General features: G+C 70.0%; 13 protein-coding genes and 1 other RNA gene. 4 read left to right on the top strand and 10 right to left on the bottom strand.

The window, feature by feature from the left end; genetic code table 11:
* Window positions 1-1,883 precede the first annotated feature (1,883 nt).
* From H6A07_RS09450 to ffs, 3 genes are all read right to left on the bottom strand, one after another.
* Window positions 1,884-3,599, bottom strand: a complete 1,716-nt coding sequence (locus tag H6A07_RS09450) for a PH domain-containing protein (protein ID WP_204814675.1) — start codon at window positions 3,597-3,599, stop codon at window positions 1,884-1,886.
* Complete coding sequence (locus H6A07_RS09445; RefSeq protein ID WP_204814674.1) at window positions 3,596-4,075, bottom strand: PH domain-containing protein; 480 nt, start codon at window positions 4,073-4,075, stop codon at window positions 3,596-3,598. The genes H6A07_RS09450 and H6A07_RS09445 overlap by 4 nt, the downstream gene beginning before the upstream one ends.
* A gap of 295 nt (window positions 4,076-4,370) precedes the next feature.
* Window positions 4,371-4,466: signal recognition particle sRNA small type (ffs, locus tag H6A07_RS09440), an RNA gene on the bottom strand.
* Between the two features lie 89 nt (window positions 4,467-4,555).
* On the opposite strand from ffs, the gene ade reads away from it, so the two are divergent.
* Entirely contained in the window at window positions 4,556-6,364 is a 1,809-nt protein-coding gene (gene ade / locus H6A07_RS09435) for an adenine deaminase (protein ID WP_204814673.1), read from the top strand.
* 17 nt (window positions 6,365-6,381) lie between these two features.
* On the opposite strand, the gene H6A07_RS09430 is transcribed toward ade, so the two are convergent.
* The 3 genes from H6A07_RS09430 to treP all read right to left on the bottom strand — a co-directional run bounded on the left by H6A07_RS09430 (window position 6,382) and on the right by treP (window position 11,039).
* On the bottom strand, window positions 6,382-6,951 hold the full coding sequence (locus tag H6A07_RS09430; protein WP_204814672.1) for a hypothetical protein: 570 nt from the start codon (window positions 6,949-6,951) through the stop codon (window positions 6,382-6,384).
* A gap of 308 nt (window positions 6,952-7,259) precedes the next feature.
* The gene (locus H6A07_RS09425; protein WP_204814671.1) at window positions 7,260-8,954 is read right to left on the bottom strand and encodes an alpha,alpha-phosphotrehalase; all 1,695 of its coding nucleotides are present in this window, start codon (window positions 8,952-8,954) and stop codon (window positions 7,260-7,262) included.
* A gap of 84 nt (window positions 8,955-9,038) precedes the next feature.
* The gene (gene treP / locus H6A07_RS09420) at window positions 9,039-11,039 is read right to left on the bottom strand and encodes a PTS system trehalose-specific EIIBC component (RefSeq protein ID WP_204814670.1); all 2,001 of its coding nucleotides are present in this window, start codon (window positions 11,037-11,039) and stop codon (window positions 9,039-9,041) included.
* Window positions 11,040-11,224: 185 nt separating this feature from the next.
* Between treP and treR the strand changes: the two genes are divergently transcribed.
* The 3 genes from treR (at window position 11,225) to H6A07_RS09405 (ending at window position 13,815) form a co-directional block, all read left to right on the top strand.
* On the top strand, window positions 11,225-11,947 hold the full coding sequence (gene treR, locus H6A07_RS09415) for a trehalose operon repressor (RefSeq protein ID WP_204814669.1): 723 nt from the start codon (window positions 11,225-11,227) through the stop codon (window positions 11,945-11,947).
* A gap of 97 nt (window positions 11,948-12,044) precedes the next feature.
* Complete coding sequence (locus tag H6A07_RS09410) at window positions 12,045-12,902, top strand: alpha/beta hydrolase (protein WP_204814668.1); 858 nt, start codon at window positions 12,045-12,047, stop codon at window positions 12,900-12,902.
* A gap of 43 nt (window positions 12,903-12,945) precedes the next feature.
* Window positions 12,946-13,815, top strand: a complete 870-nt coding sequence (locus tag H6A07_RS09405; protein ID WP_204814667.1) for an alpha/beta hydrolase — start codon at window positions 12,946-12,948, stop codon at window positions 13,813-13,815.
* Window positions 13,816-13,957: 142 nt separating this feature from the next.
* On the opposite strand, the gene H6A07_RS09400 is transcribed toward H6A07_RS09405, so the two are convergent.
* The 4 genes from H6A07_RS09400 to H6A07_RS09385 form a co-directional block, all read right to left on the bottom strand.
* Entirely contained in the window at window positions 13,958-14,932 is a 975-nt protein-coding gene (locus tag H6A07_RS09400; protein ID WP_204814666.1) for a nucleoside hydrolase, read from the bottom strand.
* Entirely contained in the window at window positions 14,929-15,840 is a 912-nt protein-coding gene (locus H6A07_RS09395) for a ribokinase (RefSeq protein ID WP_204814665.1), read from the bottom strand. Before H6A07_RS09395 ends, H6A07_RS09400 begins: the two co-directional genes overlap by 4 nt.
* A 439-nt stretch (window positions 15,841-16,279) precedes the next feature.
* The gene (locus tag H6A07_RS09390; RefSeq protein ID WP_204814664.1) at window positions 16,280-17,482 is read right to left on the bottom strand and encodes a DUF362 domain-containing protein; all 1,203 of its coding nucleotides are present in this window, start codon (window positions 17,480-17,482) and stop codon (window positions 16,280-16,282) included.
* Between the two features lie 90 nt (window positions 17,483-17,572).
* Window positions 17,573-18,604 (bottom strand): helix-turn-helix transcriptional regulator, encoded by a 1,032-nt coding sequence (locus H6A07_RS09385; RefSeq protein WP_204814663.1) that lies wholly within the window; start codon window positions 18,602-18,604, stop codon window positions 17,573-17,575.
* Window positions 18,605-18,933 lie beyond the last annotated feature (329 nt).

The raw sequence follows: 18,933 nt of genomic DNA, 5'->3' as shown, positions 1-18,933 counted from the left end.
AGATGTGTATAAGAGACAGGTGCCGGGGCCGGGGCCGCCGCGCGCGAGATCGCCTGGTTGGCGAGGCTCGACTCGACGTAGACGACCTGACGTGGGCCGAACGCCATGGCCACGACCGGGTCCACGCTCGACCGCACGTCGGCACGCTCGAGCATCTTGGCCGCGAAGTGCGAGCCCTTGGGCAGCGACACCGTGAGCCGCGTGCCGTCGTCGGAGACCGCCGTCGAGGAGAGCAGCAGCGAGCCCTTTGCCGGCACCTGCTTCACGAGCTGGTCGACGACCTGCTTCCAGGTGCGCTGCAGGTCGCCGTTGGTGCGGCCCGGGGTCGTGGCGCGCGCGGGCTCCACGGGTTTCTCGGCAGGCATCTCCGGTTTGGGCTCGCGCCTTGGCTCCGGGGCCGGCGCCGGCGCGGGCACGCTTTGCGCGACCACGCTCTGAGCCGCCGGGGGTTCCGCATCGGGCGCGGGCGTCGCGGGCTGGGGCGCCGGCGCCGTCGCAGCCGGCCGGGCGCCGGGGGCGGACAGGATCGCGACCTGCCGCTCGAGGTCCGCGACGCGCTCGGCGAGCGCCTCGAGGGTGAGGTCGGCCTCCGGCCGGGCGACGCGCGTGAGGGCGATCTCCAGAACGAGGCGCTGGTTGGTGGCCGTGCGCATCTCGCTCGAGGCGTCCCCGAGGATGGTGAGCACGCGCGCCACGCGGTCCGCCGAGCCAAAGGCGGCGGCCTCCACGCGCAGGGCCTCGAGCTCCTCCCCACTCGCGGAGACCACGTCGACCGCGCTCGGGACGGTGGCGACGACGTAGACGTCGCGCAGGTGCGCGGCCAGCTCGCGCGTGAAGCGCAGCAGGTCGCGGCCCGCGTCGGCCAGCGTGGCGACCTCGCCGAAGAGCTGGGGGACGTCGCGGCGCGCCATCGCGCGGGCGACCTTGCCCAGCACCGAGCCCGAGACCTCGCCGAGCAGGTCCTGCGCGGCCTCCAGGCTCACGTGCCCCGCGCCGAAGACGGAGAGCTGCTCGAGCGAGGTCAGCGCGTCGCGCATGCCGCCGCGCGCGTGGCGCACCACGAGCTCGAGCGCCGCCTCGTCGTAGGTGAAGCCCTCCTGCGCGCACACGTAGGCGAGGTGCGCCTGCATCTCGTCGTTGCCGATCGCGTGGAAGTCGAAGCGCTGCACGCGGGAGAGGATCGTGGCCAGGATCTTCTGCGGGTCCGTGGTGCACATCACAAAGACGACGTGCTCGGGCGGCTCCTCGAGCGTCTTGAGCAGCGCGTTAAACGCCGCCGGCGTGAGCATGTGGACCTCGTCGATGATGTAGACCTTGGCGCGGCCCATGACCGGCGCGTAGCCCACGCGTCCGATGATCTCCTCGCGGACGTTGTCGACGCCGGTGCGCGAGGCCGCGTCCAGCTCGATCACGTCCGGGTGCTCGCCGGCCGCAATCAGGCGGCACTGCTCACAGCTGCCGTCGGGCAGCGCGGCCGGGCCCCTCTCGCACATGAGCGCCTTGGCCAGGATGCGCGCCATGGTGGTCTTGCCCGTGCCGCGCGGGCCGCAGAAGAGGTAGGCGTGGCTGGTGCGCCCCTCGAGCACGGCGCGCTTGAGGGTCTCGACCACGTGCGACTGACCCACGACCTGCTCAAAGGTCTGCGGGCGATACTTGGTGTAGAGCGATTCCATGCGGCCTCCGGGCACGTTGCTTCCGAGGTTCCAGTATACCCGCGGCGGTGTCGGGAGGGCTCGGTCCGCTGGTTCTTCTCGGCGTGAGGCGGGGAGAACAAATAGCATACACTGGCGCTCTCAACCTGAAAGTTCTTCTCGGTTTATGCGATTTTCTCGGCGCTCAGTGTATGGTAATGGATGTGGAAAAGGGACTGTCCCTTTTCCACGTCAGCTGCGGGGACGGAACCAGGCGAGAAGGGCGTCCGCCTCGGCGGCCGGGAGGTCGCGCAGGTCGAGACCGTCCGTCCCGCCCGAGGCCGTGCGCACGGAGAGGCTCGCCACGCCCGCGCGGCGCTGGAAGGGGCTCTGCGAGACCCGCATCCGCTGCAGGCGGGCGCGCGGCGCGATCGCAGTCCGGCGCGTGAGGCCACCGGAGACCAGCACCAGCTCGCGGGCCGTGTGGCCGTAGCGCGCCCCGCGCCAGGCCAGAATCGCGTCCGCCACGAGGCCCGCCAGGAGCGCCACGCTCAGCGCGACGGCGGCGGCAAGCAGCGGCTCCAGCAGCCAGCCCGCGCCCGCGAGCAGACCGGAGAAGCCCGCCAGCCACTGCGCCCCAAGAAAGATCGCCGTCGCGAACGGCCACCAGAGCGCGGCGCGCACCACGGCGCGCCGGAGCGCGACCGGCCCCAGGCGTCGCAGCTCCGCGCCGCCCAGCACGCCGGCGTAGGTCGGCAGGACCTCGGCGAGAAACGCGTCAAGCTCGTCCAGGCGCACGAAGGGGTGGAGCAGCACGCTGCCGGAGGGCTCACCGCCCGCCTCGCCCGGCTCGGCGACCACCCACGCGCTCACCTCCGCGTAGCCGATGGCCCGGCGCACGACGCCCTGCGTCACGGTCAGGTACTGGACGCGTCCGGCCGCGAGCGTTCGCGACGAGCGGGAGAGCAGGCCGTGCTCCACGACCACGCGGTCGGCGTAGCGCTCCACGCGGTAGCCGGCGTAGCGCACGAGGTTGGTCGCGAACGAGACGGCCGCGCCCAGCACGACGACGGCCAGCACGAAGGCCGCGACCGCCGGGACGAGCGCGGGCGTCAGCGCGGCCATGAGCTGACCGCCCGTGCCCGCGAGGTCGAGCAGGCCCCACTCGATGAGCTGGTTCAGGCCGTTCACGAGCAGGATCACGAGGGCGACGGCCTGGCTCGCCACGCTCATCCTGGAGGCGGCCGCGAGCGCGAGCCGGCGCCCCGTGAGCGTGAACGTGGCGAGTGGGCGATCTTGAGCGGCGGGCTCGGCGACGGCGTCTGCGGACGCGCCGTCCTTCTCGCCCGCCGGCGCCTCGGCCGCGCGCTTGCGGCGGAAGAGCTCCGCGCGCAGGGCCTCGGCCTCGCCGGCGCGCAGGCCCCGCACCTTGGAGGCATCGCCCTCGGAGGTGGCCGCGCCGGTGTCCAGGTCCAGCGTCACGAGCCCGACGAGGCGCTCGAGCAGGGCGGAGTTCATCGAGACGGTGTGGACGTGCTCGTAGGGGATCGTGAGGCGACGGCGGTTGATCAGGCCCCGGCGCAGGACGAGGCCGTCGGCCGTGAGCTCCCACGTGCGGGCCCGCCAGGAGAGATAGCTGGCGAGCAGGCACGCCGCAAAGATCACGACGGCGGAGACGGCGAGCGTGGGCAGCGTGCCGAGGTCCCCCGCGAAGAAGTCCCCGGCCAGGCCGAACGCCACGAGCGCCACCAGGCCGGAGGCCATCTTGAGTGCCTCGGCGAGCACGGAGAGGGGGTTCGCGCGGCGCGGGCCGGCCAGCGCGGCGGGCGTCGCGTCGTCGGCGCGCTCGAAGAGCGAACGCCCCGGGACGGTCAGGCGCTCGAGGTCGCGCTCGAGGTCGGCGAGGTCCGCGCCGCCGCCGGACGGGGCCGGGGGCCGACCGTCCTTCTCGCCCGGCGCGCCGCTCACACGTCCTCCTTGGCGAGGCGCGCGAGCTCGGCCACGCGGTCGCGCAGCGCGGCGGCCTCGTTCTCGGCGAGGCCCGGGATGTCGAAGCTCTCCCCCGCCGTGGAGACGGTCACGCTGGCCAGGCCGTGCGCGCGCAGGATCGGGCCCTGCTTGGTCTGGACGTGCTGGACGCGCACGAGCGGCACCAGCACGCGCTTCTTCACAAAGACGCCATGATAGAGGTCCACGTCGGTCGGCGTGACGTCGTAGCGCCAGGTGGCCATCTCCACGCGCGGCGAGACCAGCAGGTCGCCCACGCAAACGGCCTCCACGACGCCGGCCACGAGCCAGACCCAGAAGACGTCGCCGCCCAGATGGCGCACGATCGCCCAGGCCACGACGGCGGCGACCGCCACGCAGACGATGCCGATCGCGTCGGAGACGTACCACACGCGCAGCATGCGCGGGTCGAGGCGGTGCGAGGGCAGGTCGCTCACGGCGGCTCCTTCGGTCGCGGGTCCGCGCCATTATCGCACGGACGCCCCCCCCCGAGCGCAAGCGCGGGCGACGTGGCTCTTCTCGCCGGGTTCGCGTTCTTCTCGCCGTGCACGACGATAGCATGCACTAGACAGCCACATACGGGCCTGAACACGGCAAAACACCAGTTGGTGAAATTCTTTCAGGTAGCCAATGTATGCTATTTGCCGCCAAGCGAGAAAAACGTCCGCCCGCTCCATCTGGGCCAATGGCGAGACCCCGCGCAAGACCGGCGGGCGCGGCACACAAAAAGCGCGCTCGGTGGGAACGGGTGCCCGCGAGAGGCCCCTTATGGCTGCTGCCTCCCGGCCCTGACCAGGTTCGAGGTGTCACGTCACCCGAACCCACCGAACGCGCTCGCGGAACACTCTAGCAAAGTCGCCGTCCGCGCGCCACGCACGCGCTACCCTTGTCCAAACGTCGCTCACAAGGAGGTCGTCATGATCAACCGGTTCTGCAGGCAGCCGCTCTGGGAATGCAACGACGAGCTCGTGCGCGTGGCGCAGGGCGCCCGGCCCGCCGACCTCGTGATCCGCCACGCCAACCTCGTGAGCGTGACCACCCACGAGGTCCTGCCGGACACCGACATCGCCGTGGCCTGCGGCCGCGTGGCCTACCTGGGCCTGGGCGAGCACACGGCCGAGCACTGCGTCGGGCCGGACACGCTCGTGGTGGACGCGACCGGGCTCTACGCTGTCCCCGGCCTCATGGACAGCCACATCCACGTGGAGAGCGCGATGGTCGGCGTGGCCGAGTACGCGCGCGCCGTGGTCCCGCACGGCACCACGGGCATCTTCTGCGATCCGCACGAGGTGGGCAACGTGGCCGGCATGCCCGGCGTGCGCGCGATGTTCGAGGACGCGCGGCGCGTGCCGCTCAAGGCCATGATGACGCCGCCCTCCTGCGTGCCGGCCGTGCGCGACGTGGAGGACACCGGCGCCGAGGTCACGGCGGCGGACATCGCGGACAGCATGACCTGGGACGACGTGGTGGCGCTCGGCGAGATGATGAACTTCCCGGGCATCTTGGGCGGCGAGAAAAACGCCCTGGACGAGGTGCGCGAGACGCTGCGCGCCGACCGCGTGGTGACGGGCCACTTCCCCTCGCCGGACCGCGACCGCGCGCTCAACGCCTACGTGGCGGCCGGGGTCTCGTCCTGCCACGAGTCCGGCAGCTTCGACGAGGTGCTGGCGAAGCTCCGCCTGGGCATGTGGGTCCAGCTGCGCCAGGGCTCGGCGTGGCTGAACCTCCCCGGCTACCTGCCGCAGCTCGTGGCGAGCGGCGTGGACCTGCGGCACTGCCTGCTCTGCTCGGACGACAACCACCCGCACACGCTCGTGGACGAGGGCCACATGGACCGCATCCTGCGCACGTGCGTGGAGCTGGGGCTGGACCCGGTGACCGCGCTCCAGATGGCCACGATCAACTGCGCGGAGTACTTTGGCCTTGGGCACGACCTGGGCTCCGTCACGCCGGGCAAGTGCGCGGACATCGTGCTGCTGGACGACCTGGAGGGCTTCTTCGCGCGCAAGGTCTTCATCGACGGCGCGCTCGTGGCCGAGGACGGACGCGCGCTCTTTGACGTTGAGCCCTACGCGTGGCCGGACTGGATGACGCACACGATGAACCTGGGGCTCACGCCCACGGCGGAGACCTTCCGCATCCCCGTTGACCTGCCGGACGGCACGGCCCGCGTGCGCGCGATGGCCATCGAGCCCGGCGACACGATCACGCACGACGTGGTGGTTGAGGTGCCGGTTGCGGGCGGCACGCTCCAGGCCGATCCGGCGCACGACGTGCTCAAGGTGGCCGTCTTTGACCGGCATCACGGCGCGGTGGGCACGCATGCCTTTGGCTTCGTGACCGGCTTCGGGATCCACGGCGCGCTCGCGCAGACCGTCTCCCACGACGCGCACAACCTGCTCGTGATGGGCGACAACGACGAGGACATGGCGCTGGCGGCGCGCACGCTCGCCGAGTGCGGCGGCGGCGAGGTGGCCGTGGCCGACGGCGAGGTGCTCGCGCTCGTGGAGCTGCCCGTCTGCGGCCTCATGAGCACGGAGCGCGTGGAGGTCGTGGCGGAGAAGGTCGCGCGGGCGAGAAGCGCCTGGGAGCGGATGGGCTGCACGATGCCCTCGCCGTTCATGACGATGGGCGTGATGTCGCTCGCGTGCGTGCCGGAGCTGCGCCTCACCAACCGCGGCTACGTGAACTGCCTCACCTTCGAGATGGAGCCGCTCCTCGCCTAAAAGGGGTCTGACCCCTTTTAGGCAAGTTTTGAGGTGAGGAAGCGGCCGAGGTCGCGGAAGCGGTTCTCGCTCATGGCCGAGCGGGGCACGTAGACGTAGCGCCGCTGACCGAAGCCCGCCACCACGCAGTCGCCGTTCTGGCGAACGAAGCGCAGGTCGGAGTAGTCGAGGTCGAGCAGGGGGCCCGCCTCGTTCTCCACGTGCACGCCGCCCTCGCACACCGCGACGTGGCGCTGCTCGCCGGACGCGACGGGCGCGAGCACGGTCCGGCGCGCGTAGGCGAGCTGCAGGCGGTCCCAGCGGGTGGTGCCGTAGACCAGGACGAGCGAGACCAGGAAGAGCACGATCACGAACGGCGTGGCCTCGTTGTCGACGAGCAGCGACACGAGCATGAGGAGCAGCGAGACGAAGGACGCCGCCGTGAGCCCGGTCTTGAGGCGCTGCCCGAGCGTCTCGGAGGCGCGGGCGAGCGCGAGCTCGTTGCACTCGTAGGTCGCCGAGAAGAGCACGCCCTCGTACTTCTTGTCGTCAAAGCGCGGCTGCGCGGCGTCCTTGCGCGCGGCGGCGCGGGTGTTCCTCTTGGCCATGTTGCTCCTTCGTCGTATCCGTCCGACACATCCTAGCGCATGTGGAGGACTTGTCGGCGAGATGTGCTCGGGCGGTGAAAGCGACCGTTCGCCGGAGCCGTGCCGTTGGGGACGCCGCGATGGGGAATGATACTCGTGCGCAGGGGGCGCGCGCCCGACGAGAACCGATCGCGTGCGTGCGCACTGTAGAGCTTTCAAGCTTGGCAGCTGCCGAAGTGGAGGCCCGCCGGGACTGGTCCCGGGGGCCTCCGTCCATTTGGGGCGACCGGCGCCCCGAGGTTCTTGTCGGCCTGCTAGCTTTTGTCGCCCTAGGCCTCGCCCCAGACGACCGCCTCGAAGGGCCGCAGCGTGCCCGCAGCAGGCACGTCGTCATAGGTGCCGAGAAGAACCGGCAGCCCGTCGACGCCCAGGTCCGCGAGCTCACAGGGCGCGTCGTCGAAGGAGCACGCGACCACGAGGCGCTTCTCCCCCAGCGTGCGCTCGAAGGCGATGACCTTGGGCGCCGCCGCGCCGGCGTCGAGGAAGCGCACGGCGCCCTCGGCCACCACGTCGGAGCCGTGCCGCAGCGCCACGAGCGTGCGGTAGAACTCGAAGATCGACCCCTCGACGCCCACCTCCGCCTCGGCGTTGACCTGCTCGTGGTTGGCCGGGATGGAAAGCCACGGCGTGCCCGTGGTGAAGCCGGCGTCCGGCGCGGCCGTCCACTGCATGGGCGTGCGGCCGTTGTCGCGCGAGCGCTCGTTCACCACGTGGAGCGCCTCCTCGGGCGTGGCGCCGCGCTCGAGCAGCATGCGGTAGGCGTTCTTGCTCTCCACGTCGTCGAACTGCTCGATGGAGTCGTAGCCGGCGTTGGTCATGCCCAGCTCGTCGCCCTCGAAGACGTACAGCGTGCCCTTCATGAGGAAGCTCATCGTGGCGAGCATCTTGCCCACGTGCTCCCAGCTGCCGCCGCGCTCGCCCACGCCCGCGCGCCCGCCGAAGCGCGTGATGGCGCGCGGCTGGTCGTGGTTGTCCCAGAAGAGCGCGTTCCAGCCGCCGCCGGCCTGCATGCCCTCCTGCCACGTGCGCAGGATGTCGCGCAGGCTGGCGATGTCGGGATCGGCGAGCGCCCACTTGTCGCCGCCGGCGTAGTCCACCTTGAGGTGGTGGAAGCTGAAGCTCATCGAGAGCTCGTGGTCCTCGGGGCGCGTGTAGCGGATGCAGTTCTCCAGGTTGGTCGAGGCCATCTCGCCCACCGTGACCATGCCGTCGATGCCGGCGCGCTCCACGAGCTCCTGCAGGTACTCGTGGACGTGCGGGCCGTCGGCCACCAGCGCGCGGCAGGCGCTGCCGGAGCCGGGCACGTCCTCGATGACCTCCGGCTTGGAGATCAGGTTGATCACGTCAAAGCGGAAGCCGGTCACGCCGCGCTCGCGCCAGAAGCGCACCACGTCGGCGCAGGCGGCGCGCACCTCGGGGTTGGTCCAGTCCAGGTCCGGCTGGCTCGGGTCGTGCATGTGCAGGTACCACTTGCCCAGGCGCGGCTCCCACTCCCAGGCGCTGCCGCCGAAGGCGCACTGCCAGTTGGTGGGGGGCTCGCCGGGATCGCCCGCGCCGGTGGAGCCGCAGCCGTCGCGCAGGATGTAGTACGCCTGGTAGCGCTTCTCGCCCGCGCAGGCGCGCCGGAACCACTCGTGGTCGACCGAGGTGTGGCAGAGCACCATGTCCAGCATGATGCCGATGCCGCGCTCGCGCGCCGCGGCGACCAGCGCGTCGAAGTCGCCCATCGTGCCGTAGCGCGGGTCCACGGCGCAGTAGTCGGCCACGTCGTAGCCGTTGTCGCGCTGCGGCGAGGGGTAGAACGGGGTGAGCCAGAGGTAGTCCACGCCCAGTGTGGCGAGGTAGTCCAGCTTGCTCGTGATGCCGGGCAGGTCGCCCAGGCCGTCACCGTTGCTGTCGCAGAAGCTCTTGACGTAGATCTGGTAGACCACGCTCCTGCGGAAGTCCTTCTCGATCTCTGCCATGAGGCAGCCTCCTTACGGGTGGCCGGGGGGACAGGCCCTCCGGCCGTCGCGGCCGGGCGTCGCGCGGGCGCCCGGCGCTGTGGTCTAGGCGCGGTAGGTGGCGACGGTGGTGGCACCGGCCTCGGCGTCCATGCCGTCAATCAGCGCGAGGTCGGTCGCGGCGCCCTCGTCGGTCACGATGAACGCGGTGATCGTGGGGTGGCCGGCGGCGCGGATCTTCTCGGCCGAGAAGGTCATGAGGGGCTGGCCCGCCGTCACGCGCTGGCCCTGCTCGACGAGGCAGGCAAAGCCGTCGCCGCCCATGTCCACGGTGTCGATGCCCACGTGGATGAGCACCTCGGGGCCGTTGTCGAGCGTCAGGCCGATCGCGTGCCAGGAACCGGGCATGGTGGCGGCCACGACGCCGTCAGCGGGGGCCACGACGGTGTCCGCGCCGGGCGCGGGCTCGATGGCCAGGCCGTCGCCCATGGCCTTGCTGGCAAAGACCTGGTCCGGCATGTCGGTGATGGGGTGCACCGCGCCGGAGAGCGGAGCGAGAAGAACGCGGTCGCTCGGCTCGGCCGCAGGGGCGGCGGGGGTCGCCGGCTCGGCGGGAGCGGCGACGGCGGGCGCAGCGGCGGCGGCCTCGAGGCCACGGTCCTTCTCGCTGAGCTTCTTCAGGCCCACGAAGTAGGTGAGCACGAACGGGACCACGATGGCGATCAGCATGCACACCGCGAAGATGCCCCAGAAGCTGAAGACGATCGAGAGGATGCCGGGCAGGCCGCCGACGCCGATGGAGAGCGCCTGGACGCCGAAGCCGGTGCAGACCATGGCCGCGCAGGCGGAGCCAATCATGCCGCAGACCAGCGGGAACTTGTACTTGAGGTTGACGCCGAAGAGCGCGGGCTCGGTGACGCCGAGGTAGCAGGAGATGAACGCGGGAATGTTGACCTGCTGGGCGCGCTCGTTCTTCTTCTGGAGCACGGACATGGCCACGACGGCGGAGCCCTGCGCGATGTTGGAGAGCGCGATCATGGGCCAGAGGGTGGTGTAGCCGAGCTGGTTGACGAGCTGGGAGTCGATGGCGTTGGTCATGTGGTGCAGGCCGGTCATCACGAGCGGCGCGTAGAGGGCACCGAAGACGGCGGCGAAGAGCACGCGGACGTCGGAGCTGAGGCCCCAGTTCACGGCCTCGGCGATGGCGTCGCCGATGGCCCAGCCGATCGGGCCCACGACCAGGTGCGCGATGAACACGGCCGGCACGAGCGACATGAACGGCACGACGATCATGCGCACGACCTCGGGCGTGACCTTGGTGAAGAACTTCTCCAGGCCCACGAGCACGAAGGCGGCCATGAGGGCGGCGATGACCTGGCCCTGGTAGCCGGTGCCCACGAACGAGTAGAACCCGAAGTCGTAGGTGTGCGCGGCGATGTCCTCGGGCGTGGCGGTGGCCACGGAGAAGCCGTTGAGCAGCTGCGGGCTCACGAGGGTGAGGCCGAGGATGATGCCCAGGATGGGGGTGGTGCCCATCTTGCGGGTGACCGACCAGCAGATGCCGACCGGCAGCATGTGGAAGACGGCCTCGCCGATGACCCACAGGAAGTTGTACATGCCGTTCCAGAACGTCCACATGTCCGCGATGGACTTGGTGCCGTGCTGGAGGTCGAAGGCGCCGGAGTCGGTGAAGAAGTTGACCTCGCCGATGATGTTGCGGAAGCCGAGGATCAGGCCGCCGCAGATGAGGGCCGGGATGAGCGGGGCAAAGATCTCGCCAAGCACGCCCATGGCGCGCTGCAGCGGGTTCTGGTTGGCGCCGGCCGCCGCCTTGGCGGCCTCCTTGGAGACGCCCTCGATGCCGGAGACGGCCGTGAACTCCTGGTAGAAGTCCGCGACGTCGTTGCCGATGATCACCTGGAACTGGCCGGCCTGCGTGAAGGTGCCCTTGGCGCTGGGCAGCTCCTCGATCGCCGCGACGTCGGCCTTGTCCGGGTCCACCAGCACGAAGCGCATGCGCGTCATGCAGTGGGTGACCGCGGAGATGTTCCCCTTCCCTCCCACGAGGTCGAGGAGCTTTGTCGCGTCCTCCGTGTACTTTGCCATGTCTCGTCCTCCTTCTTCTCGCCCTGGCATGGCGAACTTATTTGAATAAGTTAGTGAGTAGTGTCGCACTACTTATTTGAATAAGTTGAGTGAATCCGCCAGCGGTAGAATTTCACCCGCCAGCGGCGCGTTCTTCTCGCCGTGAGGTTATTTGAATAAGCTGTAGCCACGACCATGGGAGGGACATGAAGGCGCGCTACGACGTCATATATCGCGACATCCGGGAGAGCATCGAGACGGGCGCCTACCCGTACCAGGCCTTCCTTCCCTCGGAGGCCGAGCTCACCGCCGCCTTTGGCTGCTCGCACAACACGCTGCGCCGCGCGCTGGGGCTCCTGCGCGACCAGGGCTACGTGCAGCCGGTCCACGGCAAGGGCGTGCGCGTGATCTACCGCGAACCCGAGCGCACCACGTTCACCGTGGGCGGCATCGAGTCCTTCCGCGAGGCGGACGAGCGCACCCACCTGGGCGCGCAGACCGAGGTCGTCACGCTGGAACAGGTCGTGACCACGCCGGAAATCGCCTTCAACACGGGCTTTGAGGAGGGCACGGAGCTCACGCACATCGAGCGCGTGCGCCGCGTGAACGGCGAGGGCCTCATCCTGGACCGCAACCTCTTCCGCACCTCCGCCGTGCCCGGCATCACCGAGGAGGTCGCCCGGACCTCCATCTACGACTACGCGGAGCGCGAGCTGGGCGTCACCATCGCCACGAGCAAGCGCGCGATCACCGTGGAGCGCGCCGTGGAGCGCGATCGCGAGCTGCTGGACCTCGGCGACATCGACTACCTGGCCGTCATCACGAGCCAGACCTTCGACGCGCAGGGCATCCTGATCGAGTGCACGCAGTCGCGCCACCGTCCGGACCACTTCTGCTTCCGCGACACCGCCGTGCGCCACCGCCTCTGACGCCGCCCCGGGCGCCCGCCGCCACAGAGTCTCCATAACGCTATACTGGTCGGCGTTCTTCTCGCCCGTTCTTCTCGCCCGACCAAAGGAGGCCCCCATGGCTCTCGTCAGCGTCGACTACTTCTCCTCCTCCCTCATGCGCACCACCACGCTCGAGGTCATCCTGCCCGTGGACGACCAGGGCGCCGCCTACGCCACCGACTCCGCGCTGCGCCACGCCGGCGGCACGCTCGAGGCCGAGATGCGCGCCTGGGAGCAGAACCCCTACCCGCCGCGCAAGGCGCCGTTCAAGACGCTCTTCCTGCTGCACGGCATCTCGGGCAACCACGCGGACTGGATCAGCGAGACCCGCATCCGCAACTGGGCCGAGAGCCACGGGATCGCCGTGGTCATGCCGTCCGGCTACAACGCCTTCTACCTGGACCAGCCCGAGGTCCACAACTATTACGGGCGCTTCGTGGGCCAGGAGCTCGTGGAGGTGGCGCGCCGGATGTTCCCGCTCTCCTGCCGCCGCGAGGACACCTTCATCGGCGGCATCTCGATGGGCGCGTACGGGGCGCTGCGCAACGGCCTCAAGTACTGCGAGACGTTCGGCTCGATCGTGGCGCTCTCCTCGGCCATGATCATCGACAGCTTTGACCAGGTCATCTCCTCCGACGGCCTGTTCTTCCTCTCGCGCGACTTCCTGGAGCACACCTTCGGCGACCTCTCCCACGTGCGCGACTCCGACAAGGACCCCGCGCGCCTGGCGGCCGACCTCGTCTACTGCGACCGCCCGCGCCCGCGCATCTTCATGACCTGTGGCAACCAGGACCCGCTCGCCGAGGCTAACCGGATGCTTGCGGGCCGGATGCGCGACACGGGCCTCGACGTCACCTATCATGAGATGAACGGTGGACACGACTGGGACTTCTGGAACGCCGCGCTGCCGGAGGCGCTGAACTGGCTTCTCTAGCGCGTCGGGACCGGGTCCCACGCCCTTTGGGAGGGACGCGAGAATGGCACTGCTCAGAGTCGACTTCTACTCCCACTACCTCGAGCGCAACGTGGTGCTCACGGTCGTCATACCCGCCGACAAGATGGACGGCGGCAAGCTGGCCAAGAGGCGGCGCGGCCCGTACCGCACGGTCTACCTGCTGCACGGCCTCTTTGGCCAGGACGTGGACTGGATCGACCGCACGCACGTGGTGGAGACGGCCGAGGCGCGCGACATCGCGCTCGTGATGCCCTCCGGCGAGGACGGCCTCTACCTCAACAAGCCCGAGATAAACGAGTGGCACGGCAAGTTCATCAGCGAGGAGCTCGTGGACTTCACGCGGCGCCTCTTCCCGCTCTCCGCCAAGCGCGAGGACACGGCGCTCGCAGGCATCTCCATCGGCGCGTACACGGCGCTGATCAACGGCCTGCTGCGGCCGGACCGCTTTGGGTCGATCATCATCCTCTCGGGCGCGTTCATGCGCGACCGCGTGCTGGAGGCGGTGGAGAGCCGCTCGCCGCGCAAGCGCAAGTACTACGAACGCTTCTTCGGGGACATCGACACGGTCATCGGCTCCGACAAGGACTACGTGGCGCTGATCGACAAGTTCCGCGAGGACCCGGAGCTGCCCAAGCCGCGCTTCTACTCCGCGTGCGGCCTGCACGACAGCCTCTGCCAGAACAACCGCGACCTGGTCAAGCTGCTGCGCGACGCGGACTTTGACGTCACGTACTGGGAGCCGGACATCGGCGCGCACGAGTGGCCGTTCTGGAACGCGTGGATCGACTGCGCGCTAGACTGGTACGCGCCCGGCCCGATGAAGCCGTCCACGGCGGACGTGGACTACACGGCGCTGACCAAGCTGCGGCCGCCCGAGCAGCAGCAGGGCTAGCGGCAGCGCGGCTCTTCTCGGCTGCTTTCTGGCTCGCCGGCGGCTCAGGTGGAGCAAACGGACGTTTTTTGGGCCCATATGGCGAGAAAAACGTCCGTTCGCTCCACTTGAGCGATCGAGGCGCCGGTCGTGCCCCGACGCCCTACGCCAGGGCGCGGGTCACGCGGGCGCGGAACTCGTCCAGGAAGCGCGGCGCGTCCACGGTGAGCGCGACCTCGCAGGTCTTCTGGGGGTCGCGCAGGCGCTCGGGGTCGCAGACGGTGCGGCCGCGCGTGACGCCCTCGAGGTCCACGCGCAGGTTGGCCGGCAGGCACCCCACGAGCGTGGGGTCGAGCGCGACCGCCACGGCGAGCGGGTCATGCAGCGCGCAGCCGCCCAGGTGCGGGTTGTTCTTCTCGTAGATGGCGATGTAGAAGTCCGTCATGTCCGCGAAGAGGCGACCGGCCGGCGTGCCCAGCTCGCGCCAGGCGGCGGTGTCCTCGCGCGTGAGCACCACCTGGTGCGTCACGTCAAGGCCGACCATCCGGGTGCGCAGGCCGCCGCGCAGCACGGCGTCGGCGGCGGCCGGGTCGTTGGCGACGTTGGCCTCGGCGCAGGGCGTCACGTTGCCCGGCACGGCGAGCGCGCCGCCCATGAAGGTCACGCGGCCGAGCGCGTCGGCGAGCCCGGGGATGCTGCCGAGCGCGTGGGCGAGGTTGGTCAGCGGCCCCGTGGGGACGTAGAGGAGCTCGAGGTTCTTCTCGGCCGCGCGGAGCGCCTCGTCGCGCAGGAACGCGATGCCGTCTCCGGGGGCGCAGCGGCAGAGGCCGCTCACGCGCTGGTTTCCGAGGCCGTTGGCCCCATGGATGAGCGTGACGCCCGCCGGCGGCTCAAAGGGCGCCGTCGCGGCGAGCGCGCGGTCCGCCCCGGCGAGCACGGGCACCTCCGGGTGGCCCAGCAGCTCCAGGAGCGCCACGGTGTTGCGGACCGCCGTGCGCATGGTCACGTTGCCGTAGCTGCAGATGACGCCGACGAGCTCCACCTCGGGGCTGCCGAGCGCGTAGGCGAGGGCCAGCGCGTCATCGATGCCCGTGTCCAGGTCGAGGATCAGCCTGCGGCGGCCGGCCTCCCCGCTCATCGCGCGGCCTCCACCTCGGCGGCGGTGGGTATGGACGGCTGGGCGCCCAGGCGGCTCACGGTGAGGGCCGACGCCAACGCGCCCCAGCTCATGGACTCGGCAAGCGAGAAGGACCGCGCGCGCCCGGCCGCGAGCGCGCCGATGAAGGTGTCGCCGGCGGCCGTGGTGTCCACGACGCTCGCGGGCGCGGCCGGCACGCGAACGGGCACGTCGTCCGGGCCCAGGCCGAACGAGCCCGCCGCGCCGAGCGTGATCACGACGGTCCCGGCGCCCAGCTCGCGCAGGCGGCGCGCGGCGGCGAGGCACGTGGCGTCGTCGACGGTCAGGACGCCGCACATGATCTGGCACTCGGTCTCGTTGAGGCAGACGAGGTCCACGCACGGCCAGAGGTCGTCGGGCGCGGGGCGCGCCGGCGCCGGGTTGAAGACCGTGTAGAGGCCCAGCTCGTGCGCCGCGCGCAGGGCGGCCTCCGTGGCGGCGGGGTCGCACTCCCCCTGCGTGACGAGGATGTCGCCGGGCTCGCCAATGCGCCGCAGGTCGGAGACCACGTCGTCGGCCGCGAGCGCGTGGTTGGCGCCCGCGTGGAGCACGATGCGGTTCTCGCCCGCCGTGCGCAGGATCACGGCGACGCCCGTGGTGACGTCCGCGAGCCGCCGCACGAGCGACACGTCCGCGCCCGCGTCGGCCAGGCCGCGCGTGAGCTCCTCGCCAAAGCCGTCCGCGCCCACGGCGGCGATCATGCGCACGTCGGCGCCCAGGCGCGCCGCGGCGACGGCCTGGTTGGCCCCCTTGCCGCCCGCCGCCGTGATGAAGCCGGAGCCAGACAGCGTCTCGCCCGCCTCCGGCATGCGCGGCGCGTCGATGGACAGGTCCATGTTCATGCTTCCGAAGACGATGACCTTGGGCATGGCGACCTCCTAGTGCCGACGGCTTTTGCACCATTTTCCACCCTTTTGCACCAACGCGCACCATCGCACATCTTTAGTTGTGATTCTGGATTGTCTGGCGGGAAGGACGCGCGCCCGACGACCGAACGGCGCCCCGTGACGCCCGAACGGTCGGCCGTCGAGGCGGCGCGGCGCTAGACTTGAGAAGTCCGCAGCAGGGTGGCGTAGCCGCACGAACAACCTGCTTTTGCACGAGGGCCCCGGGTGATTCCGGGGCCCTCTTCTTTTCTCGCAAGGTTATGCGCAGCTTCGTAGGTTATGCGCAACCAACCGAAGGGAGGTTCTTCTCAGCAGGCTCTTTACCTGCGTATTTGTGAAGGCGTGCCGTGCGCATAACCTTTGCGGCTGCGCATAACCTCGCCTCCTGCGCACAGCCTCCGCACGCGACCGCAACGGTCGGCTACTCCACCTCGATGAGCTCGTAGCGGCTCGTGCCCAGGCCGATCTTCTCGGCGTGCTCGATCATGGAGCGCCAGTTGGTGTCCGGGTGGGTGAGGTTGAAGTGGTCGTGCTGGCAGCGCTCGGGGACGCCGCCCTCGGCCTCCAGGCGCGCCCGCATGTCCGTGAGCTCGGAGTTGGGCAGCGTCGGCGCGGCCAGCGCCATGTCGATGCAGGCCTGGTCGATGGCCACGGGGTCAAAGCTCGCGAACATCCCCAGGTCGGGCACGATGGGCGTGTCGTTCTCGGCGTGGCAGTCGCAGTTGGGGCTGATGTCCATCGCGATGGAGATGTGGAAGCTCGGGCGGTCCTGCACCACGGCCTGCGTGTACTCGGCGATCTTGCAGTTGAGCTCGTCGACGGCCGAGTTGGAGCCCGGCTTGACCGCGTCCTGGTTGCAGGCGCCGATGCAGCGGCCGCAGCCCACGCAGCGGTCGTGGTCGATCGTGGCCACGGGAACGGTCACGACCTTGCCGCTCGGCAGCTCGCGCTCGCGCGTGGCGTCAAAGGAGATGGCCCCGTGCGCGCAGATGCGCTCGCACGCGTGGCAGCCGATGCACTTCTCGTGGTCGACGCCCGGCTTGCCGGAGGCGTGCTGCTCCATCTTGCCCGCGCGCGAGCCGCCGCCCATGCCCAGGTTCTTCATGCAGCCGCCAAAGCCGGCCTGCTCGTGGCCCTTGAAGTGCGTGAGGCTGATCACGATGTCCGCATCCATGAGGGCGTGGCCGATCTTGGCCTCCTTCACGTACTCGCCGTTCTTCACGGGCACGAGGGTCTCGTCGGTGCCCTTGAGGCCGTCGGCGATGATCACCTGGCAGCCGGTGGCGTACGGGGTGAAGCCGTTCTGGTACGCGCAGTCGATGTGCTCGAGCGCGTTCTTGCGGCTGCCCACGTAGAGCGTGTTGCAGTCCGTGAGGAAGGGCTTGCCGCCCAGCTCCTTGATCACGTCGGCGACGGCGCGCGCGTAGTTGGGGCGCAGGAAGCTGAGGTTACCCAGCTCGCCGAAGTGGATCTTGATAGCCACGAACTTGTTCTCGAAGTCGATCTGGTCGATCCCGGCGCGGCGGATGAGGCGCTTGAGCTTGTCGAGCTGGCTCTCCTTGGCGTAAGTGCGCAGGTTGGTGAAGTAGACCTTTGCGGTGGCGGTGTTGGCGGCGGTGTCCATGCGGCCCCCTCTCCTTGGCTGGCGTTCCCCTTGGATTCTACGCCAGCCGGGGAGGGGCGAGAAGAACCTCAAGGCCGTCACTCGTGACCGCTACTCGTGGCCGCCAAAGGCCTTCATCAGCACGGACACGACGCCGCAGAGCAGGCCGCCCACGGGCCAGGCCACCCAGAACCACATGGCGGAGGTGCCCTCGGGCTGCCAGGCGTCCAGGTCCGGGGCCGAGAAGACCGGCGCGAACAGCAGGGCAAACGCCACGATCGTGGCCACGATCATGATGGCGCCGCAGATCGCGCCGATCTTCTGCTCCTGCCGCTTGGAGGCGAGAAGCGCCTCGCGCCGCGCCTCGTCCAGCTGGGCGTTCACGAGTTCCTCCACCTCGAGGTCCTCGCCCACGGAGCGGTTGTACTCGGCCACGTTGGTGCGGCCAAGGAGCATCCCGGAGCGCACGATCCACCACACGCCCAGGGCGATGAAGGTGAGCAGGAGGAAGAGCGCCCAGTTCTCGGCCATCGGCTCGATCACGATGAGGCAGCCGATGCCCGCAAAGATGAACGCCAGCCCGGCGATGAGCCCGCCCGAGAACTGCTTGCGCGCGGCGGCGCGGTCCTCCTCCGTGTAGAAGTCCTCCACGTAGGGATGGGCGCGCTGGAACGCGGTGTGCTCCATGCCGGCGGGGACGAGAAACGCGAGGCCGGCCAGGATGCCCACGAACACGCAGATGACGAGCAGGCCGTCGCGCGCGCCAACCGGCGCGAGGTCGACGGCGCCCTCGAGGAGCAGGCCCACCGCGATGCCCAACAGAATCAGCGCGATGCCCGTGGGCACCTTGTCCGCCAGCACGCGCCAGTGCTCGTCGTAGCCGCAGACGTCGGTGGGCGGCCCGGCGGGGACGGACGCGGCGGCGGGCTCGGGCGCGCGGCCCGTGAGGTCGCCGGTCACGAGGTCGTCCAGGCTGCACTCAAAGATCTGGCAGAGCTTGAGCAGCTTGTCCATCTCTGGCTGGCTCTTCTCGGCCTCCCACTTGGTCACGGACTGGCGGGAGACGCCGAGCAGCATGGCAAGCTGCTCCTGAGTCATGTTGCGCGTGGCGCGCAGGTGCTGGAGGTTGTCACGGAAGCTCATGGCTGGCCCTTCGTCTGGGGTGGGGCGCGTTGGCGCGCGGTCTGCCGGCACCTCGTACGCTACGGTACCAGACGGGCGCACGCCACCAACCGGCGGGCTGCATTTTGGACGACGGGCAGGCGCCCTGCGGTTGCGAGCCGCAGGTAGACGGCGTGGCGCGGCACAAAAGGGGCCGCCGGGCGAGAAGGACCCGGCGGCCGGAACGTGGAAAAGGGACTGTCCCTTTTCCACCTACTTGCGGTGAGCGCGGTAGTACTGGATGAGCGCCTGCGTGGAGGCGTCCTGCGCAGCGAGGGCCTCGTCGTCGTGGAAGGCGGGCGTGATCTGCT

Source organism: Olsenella uli, from assembly GCF_016899935.1.
In the GTDB taxonomy this organism is placed as follows: Bacteria; Actinomycetota; Coriobacteriia; order Coriobacteriales; family Atopobiaceae; genus Thermophilibacter; species Thermophilibacter uli_B.
Note: the sequence above shows the minus strand (reverse complement) of the source record. Positions and strands in the feature narration are given on the sequence as shown.

Coding starts and splice junctions, on each gene's coding strand:
- ade (WP_204814673.1), top strand. CDS start 4,556: ATGATCAACCGGTTCTGCAGGCAGCCGCTCTGGGAATGCAACGACGAG.
- H6A07_RS09430 (WP_204814672.1), bottom strand. CDS start 6,951: ATGGCCAAGAGGAACACCCGCGCCGCCGCGCGCAAGGACGCCGCGCAG.
- H6A07_RS09425 (WP_204814671.1), bottom strand. CDS start 8,954: ATGGCAGAGATCGAGAAGGACTTCCGCAGGAGCGTGGTCTACCAGATC.
- treP (WP_204814670.1), bottom strand. CDS start 11,039: ATGGCAAAGTACACGGAGGACGCGACAAAGCTCCTCGACCTCGTGGGA.
- treR (WP_204814669.1), top strand. CDS start 11,225: ATGAAGGCGCGCTACGACGTCATATATCGCGACATCCGGGAGAGCATC.
- H6A07_RS09410 (WP_204814668.1), top strand. CDS start 12,045: ATGGCTCTCGTCAGCGTCGACTACTTCTCCTCCTCCCTCATGCGCACC.
- H6A07_RS09405 (WP_204814667.1), top strand. CDS start 12,946: ATGGCACTGCTCAGAGTCGACTTCTACTCCCACTACCTCGAGCGCAAC.
- H6A07_RS09400 (WP_204814666.1), bottom strand. CDS start 14,932: ATGAGCGGGGAGGCCGGCCGCCGCAGGCTGATCCTCGACCTGGACACG.
- H6A07_RS09395 (WP_204814665.1), bottom strand. CDS start 15,840: ATGCCCAAGGTCATCGTCTTCGGAAGCATGAACATGGACCTGTCCATC.
- H6A07_RS09390 (WP_204814664.1), bottom strand. CDS start 17,482: ATGGACACCGCCGCCAACACCGCCACCGCAAAGGTCTACTTCACCAAC.
- H6A07_RS09385 (WP_204814663.1), bottom strand. CDS start 18,604: ATGAGCTTCCGTGACAACCTCCAGCACCTGCGCGCCACGCGCAACATG.